5 protein-coding genes are annotated in these 5,105 nt (G+C 55.1%); 3 read left to right on the top strand and 2 right to left on the bottom strand.

The features are described from left to right. Nucleotides 1-205 precede the first annotated feature (205 nt). A complete protein-coding gene (locus tag B7G66_RS11180) occupies nt 206-727 on the bottom strand; it encodes a hypothetical protein (RefSeq protein ID WP_003619291.1) in 522 nt (173 codons plus the stop codon). 281 nt (nt 728-1,008) lie between these two features. Between B7G66_RS11180 and B7G66_RS11175 the strand changes: the two genes are divergently transcribed. Both B7G66_RS11175 and B7G66_RS11170 read left to right on the top strand, forming a co-directional pair. Further along, entirely contained in the window at nt 1,009-1,449 is a 441-nt protein-coding gene (locus B7G66_RS11175; protein ID WP_003619290.1) for a DOPA 4,5-dioxygenase family protein, read from the top strand. Nucleotides 1,450-1,662: 213 nt separating this feature from the next. Next, nucleotides 1,663-3,063: a glucoamylase family protein gene (locus B7G66_RS11170; protein ID WP_141312755.1), complete on the top strand. Its 1,401-nt coding sequence runs from the start codon at nt 1,663-1,665 to the stop codon at nt 3,061-3,063. A 222-nt stretch (nt 3,064-3,285) separates the two neighbouring features. Here the strand turns inward: B7G66_RS11170 and B7G66_RS11165 are convergent, their stop codons facing one another. Next, entirely contained in the window at nt 3,286-3,756 is a 471-nt protein-coding gene (locus tag B7G66_RS11165) for an Lrp/AsnC family transcriptional regulator (RefSeq protein WP_048859198.1), read from the bottom strand. 128 nt (nt 3,757-3,884) lie between these two features. Here B7G66_RS11165 and B7G66_RS11160 point away from each other — a divergent pair, with 128 nt between their 5' ends. Then, on the top strand, nt 3,885-4,973 hold the full coding sequence (locus tag B7G66_RS11160) for a saccharopine dehydrogenase family protein (RefSeq protein WP_040511831.1): 1,089 nt from the start codon (nt 3,885-3,887) through the stop codon (nt 4,971-4,973). The last annotated feature ends 132 nt before the right edge of the window (nt 4,974-5,105 follow it).

Below are 5,105 nucleotides of genomic sequence, written 5' to 3'. Positions count from 1 at the left end.
GCCGCCTTTTTGAAAAAAGGCGGCACCCAAAAACTTTTCTTATTATTTATCAATGAGTTGTTTTTAAACAATCTCCCGGCATTCCAGCAGAAGATCGATACAAATTTTCAGGCGACCTGCTACGGGTGGCATGACCCGAAGATTTTGGGACAAGGTTCACCCAAATCTTCCATAACCTCATTCATGCAGATCTGGCGCCATCGGTTTACCAGTTGCCCCAGTCCTGGCCGTTGTTCCACTGTTGGCCATTCCAGCCTGCTCCCCCCATCTGTTGCATCTGCTGCATCTGTTGCTGACGCATCTGCTGCGCCTGCTGACGTAACTGCATTTCCTGCTGCTGGTATTGTTGCTGCATCTGTTGCATCTGCTGCTGGCGCTGCATTTCAATCTGTTGCTGACGCTGCTGTAATTGGAATCCGGCATTCGGCTGTCCGCGCATCTGCTCGGCCTGCTGGCGCAACTGGTCCTGTTGCTGACGGTACTGCTCTTCCATCTGCTGGCGCTGTTGTTCCATCTGCTGGCGTTGCTGCTCATGCTGCTGTCGCAACTGTTCGCGCTGCTGGCGGAACTGTTCCTGCATCTGCTGCATCTGCTGTTGTTGCGCCCCACTCCACTGTGCCAACTGAATATACGGCACATGGGCCGCATCAGCCGGAGACGCCATGATCCCTGCCCCCACAAGGGAGAATGCCAATGGAACCGCAAGCCGAATACAACGATGCCTCATGGCATGTCCTCCTTAGTCCTTCAGGGGCCGGTTGCCCGACATCATCACGACATCTTGCCCATTCCCCTTGCGCAGGCAACCATGGCCTTGCGTCCATATAAAGGCACGGATCGATACCCATCAGGCCCTCCATCATCAGAAATCTGCCCGCACACCCTGGGGTGCAACATCATGTCATCAACGATGGTGGCGATACCACTTCATCCCCTGTACCTGCGATATCACGGTAAAACCTGTATGATACGGGTGACACCCCCTCCTATGTGAAGGAAAGACTGACAATGGACACCCCGGCAATGGACTTTCCGGCCGCCGCCCTACGGCATATTGATGAAATTGCAAGCTATCACGCGCACATCTATTTTTCTGCCGAGACAATGCCTGGCGCCGTCGCCCTGCGGGAGGCGCTGTCGGCCCGTTTTTCCGTTCGGGTCGGCCATATGCATCAGACCCCTGTGGGGCCACATTGCGCAAATATGTTTCAGGTTGCATTTGAAACGTCGTTATTCGCAACCTTCGTGCCCTGGCTTATGCTGAATCGCAACGGGCTGACGATCCTGATCCATCCCAATACGACCTATCCGCGCCACGATCATGATCGTGACAGCCTGTGGCTGGGCACGCCACTGCCGTTGCGCACCGGAAGCCTGCCACTGGTGCATCCATCGGCAGATGAAGCCGGGCCGCCCAACACCACACCTGATCCCAATATGCGTGCATGATTTTTTATGTTTTGTAACAGCCCGAGAAAGGAACCATAACGGGATTGCAATTTATCCCCCCCTCAATTCATAAATGCCGACGGGTAGCGCTCAGGAGCCAAGACGTTGCATTGTCGGAAAATGGGTGGGCGGCATATTACCGCCTTTGTATCAATTCTCCTGTATTGTGCCTCATCTCCCCCCCCGCCGGCCCATGCCCTTGATCGGCAGGGCATGAACATCACGCAGCCCCCTGCCCCCTTATCGGCGACCACACCTGCTGATCCCGGTGCGGCAGACACCATCCTGATAGACGATCTTGAACATCGGACATTCCAATGGTTCTGGGAGTCGGCGGACCCGGCTTCGGGACTGATTCCAGATCGTTATCCTTCGGATCAGACACAGGCCAGCGTCGCTTCAATCGGATTCGGATTGACCGCCTACGGCATTGGCGCGACGCGTGGATATATCACCCGTGAACAGGCCGCAGAACGGACACGCGCCACCTTGCATTACCTGTTGCACAGCGAACAGAATGACAGCGAAGACGGTGCGACCGGCTATAAGGGTTTTTATTATCACTTCCTCAGGAAAAACAATGGACTACGCCTGAATCGTGATATCGAGCTATCAAGCATTGATACGGCCCTGCTGATGCAGGGCGTCTTGTTCGCTCAGTCCTTCTACGACAGGGAGACCCAGCCGGAGCACGACATACGCGACATGGCCGACCAGCTTTACAGGCGTGTCAACTGGCAATGGATGCGGCGCCCGGATAACCGCCTCAGCATGGGATGGAGTCCCGAACACCAGTTCATCGCCAGTTACTGGGAAGGCTATAGCGAAGGGATGATGGCCTATATCCTTGGGCTTGGGTCCCCAACACATGCACTGGACCCGATATCGTGGCAGGCATGGCTTGCGACCAATAACCGTCGGTGGGGGGATTATTATGGGCAGACCTTCCTGAATTTCGCACCGTTATTTGGCCATCAATACAGTCACGCATGGATTGATTTCCGCGGCATCCAGGATAAATGGGCACACGAAAAGCAGATTGATTATTTCGAAAACAGCCGCCGCGCCGTATATGCGCAACGTGCCTATGCCATTGCGAACCCTGGGAAATGGCGCGATTACAGCGCGACCACATGGGGGCTGACCGCCTGTGACGGACCTGGCGAGGTCACACAGCGGATGGATGGACAGGACCGGCATTTCCTGTCCTATTCCGCACGTGGGGCGGGACGGGATTATACGCAAGATGATGGCACCATTGCACCAACCGCTGCCGTTGGGTCGATCGCCTTCGCACCGGAAATCGTCCTGCCAACGGTCAGGGACATGAAATCACGTTATGGCAGCCGGATTTACGGCAGATACGGTTTTGTCGATGCGTTCAATCCCAGCTTTCGCAACGGAACGTCATTCTGGTCTGATAATGAATATCTTGGAATTGATCAGGGACCGATCCTGCTCATGATTGAAAACTGGCGCTCCGGGCTGGTATGGAATGTCATGAAGCATAATCCCTATATTCGCGCAGGATTGCAGCGTGCAGGGTTTCAGGGGGGATGGCTTACCCCTTCCTCCCCTATGATGAAAATCGCCAAAATCATGCCCCTGCCCTGATGGGCAGGGGAAAAATCAGGCCCGGAAATTCATTTTCTTCAACAGGTTATCTTCAGACATCCCTTAGAAACTGCTTGAAAAGTCGAGCTTTCTAACATACTGAAATCATAAAGTTTTTTGTGAATCGTCTTCTAAAAAGCTTCAGAAGATGCCGCCTTTTTGAAAAAAGGCGGCATCCAAAAACTTTTCTTTTTTATCAATGATTTGTTTTCAAACAATCTCTTAACGTATCTTCTGACGTGGTGGCGTGGCGGCAACCGCCCCCTGCCTTACCACACGCGTGGACAGCACAATGGCGGATGTCGTACGGTCCACCCCTTCGAGCATGCCAATCCGGTCAATCGCATCATTGATGGCCTCCGTCGTCTGTGCGCCAACAACCGCAATCATGTCGATCTGTCCGCTGACGGCATGCAGTTCACGGATTTCGGGAAAGCGGCGTAACGCATCTTCGACCGAGGAAACATGCCGTGGCGCCAGCGTAATCATGACATGCGCCCGGATCGCATCACGCGCAGCCGCCCCCATCACCACCGCATACCCGGCAATTGCACCACCACGTTCCAGCCGTTCGATCCGGCTTTGCACGGTCGTGCGCGACAGCCCTGCACGCCGGGCGAGTTCGGCCGTCGGCATGCGGGCATTTTCCTCCAGCAGGGAGAGGATGAGGCGATCAGTGGCGTCGATATGCATAATGCCGATAATTAGCAGCATAACGCCGAAATAAAAGTGCCATCTGCCGTCTATCCTCGGCTTGTTGCCGACAGTGGGGCGCGGTCTGATCCAAGGGTCATATGCCATGGAACATGCAGAGGATGGTCATGCGGAAAATACTTGTCATCGGGGCCGGAAACATCGGGTCCACCATTGCCGATTTCCTCGCCAGTACGGGCGATTACACCGTCACCCTGACCGATCGTGACCAACACACGCTTAATACCGCCAACGTCCCGGACTCTGTGCGTCGCGTCACCGCCGACCTTGAAAGCGGGGATGTACTGCCCGACCTGCTGCAAGGCTGCTTCGCGGTGCTTTCCGCCGCCCCTTTCCATCTGACAACCCGCATTGCCAGTGCAGCCGCAGCGGCCGGGGTCAACTATCTTGACCTGACGGAAGACGTTGCAAGTACAAAGATCGTGCGCGAACTGTCGGCCAAGGCACCATCGGTGGCCTTTATCCCGCAATGCGGCCTTGCCCCGGGCTTTGTCTCCATCGTGGCCCATGACATCGCACGCCGGTTCGACAGTGTGGATACGATTCAGTTGCGTGTCGGCGCGCTGCCGGAATATTCCACCAATGCGTTGGGTTATAACCTGACATGGAGTACGGATGGCGTCATCAATGAATATATCGAACCCTGCGAAGCCATCGTCAGCGGAAAGCGCCGCCTAGTGCCCGCGCTGGATGGGCTGGAAAGCCTGACGATCGACGGCGTGAAGTACGAGGCATTCAATACCTCCGGCGGGCTTGGGTCGCTGTGCGATACATATGATGGGCGCGTGCGGGAACTGAACTATCGCACCATCCGCTATCCGGGGCATGCCGCAATCATGAAGGTGCTGCTTAATGACCTGCGCCTGTCTGAACGGCGCGATGTCATCAAGTCGATCTTTGAACATGCCCTGCCGGTCACGATTCAGGACGTCATCATCATTCTTGTGACGGTTTCTGGGCAACGTGACGGCCGCCTGACGCAGGAGACGTTTGTACGTGCCATTCATGGCACAACCGTCAACGGTCGCGCACGTACCGGCATCCAGATCACGACGGCCGGTGCAATCTGCGCGGTGCTTGACCTGCTGGCCGAAGGGCGCATCCCCGCATCCGGGCTGGTCCTGCAAGAAGACATCGCCCTGTCGCAATTCCTCGAAAACCGCTTTGGACAGTTTTACCAGAACCACAAGCACTGAAAGACTGTTTGAAAAGTCGGGCGTGATAACATCATGAAATCATAAAGGTTTTTGGTGAAGCTTTTCCCAAAAGCTTCAGAAGATGCCGCCTTTCTGAAAAAAGGCGGCACCCAGAAACTTTTCCTGTTTTTT

It is taken from the genome of Novacetimonas hansenii JCM 7643, from assembly GCF_000964405.1.
In the GTDB taxonomy this organism is placed as follows: Bacteria; Pseudomonadota; Alphaproteobacteria; order Acetobacterales; family Acetobacteraceae; genus Novacetimonas; species Novacetimonas hansenii.
The sequence above is the reverse complement of the archived record's forward strand: the minus strand, read 5'-3'. Positions and strand labels throughout refer to the sequence as shown.

What these genes read in the sequence shown, in the direction of transcription:
- B7G66_RS11180 (WP_003619291.1), bottom strand. Translation starts at nt 727, where the DNA reads ATGAGGCATCGTTGTATTCGGCTTGCGGTTCCATTGGCATTCTCCCTT.
- B7G66_RS11160 (WP_040511831.1), top strand. Translation starts at nt 3,885, where the DNA reads ATGCGGAAAATACTTGTCATCGGGGCCGGAAACATCGGGTCCACCATT.
- B7G66_RS11175 (WP_003619290.1), top strand. Translation starts at nt 1,009, where the DNA reads ATGGACACCCCGGCAATGGACTTTCCGGCCGCCGCCCTACGGCATATT.
- B7G66_RS11170 (WP_141312755.1), top strand. Translation starts at nt 1,663, where the DNA reads ATGAACATCACGCAGCCCCCTGCCCCCTTATCGGCGACCACACCTGCT.
- B7G66_RS11165 (WP_048859198.1), bottom strand. Translation starts at nt 3,756, where the DNA reads ATGCATATCGACGCCACTGATCGCCTCATCCTCTCCCTGCTGGAGGAA.